At 65.9% G+C, this 255-nt stretch carries 1 rRNA gene; it reads right to left on the bottom strand.

Annotation, left to right across the window (positions count from 1 at the left end):
- Nucleotides 1-255 (bottom strand): 23S ribosomal RNA (locus ACOQFL_RS22875); the annotation flags it as partial.

Genomic DNA, 255 nt, shown 5'->3' on the forward strand with positions numbered 1-255 from the left:
TCCTTAACCACGGTTACCCCGCTCGCCTCGGTATGCTCTACCAGACCACCTGTGTCGGTTTCGGGTACGGACCACGCGGCCCCTCGCTAGAGGCTTTTCTCGGCAGCCGGGGATCACCCACTTCGCCTCACCGGCTCGGCATCCGGTCTCACACCTGCACAGGCCCGGATTTGCCTGGACCTGCGTGCTACACCGTTACCCCGGGACAACCATCGCCCGGGATGGGCTACCCTCCTGCGTCACCCCCTCGCTGCC

The sequence above is a fragment of the Actinopolyspora sabaoui genome, from assembly GCF_051225635.1.
GTDB lineage: Bacteria > Actinomycetota > Actinomycetes > Mycobacteriales > Pseudonocardiaceae > Actinopolyspora.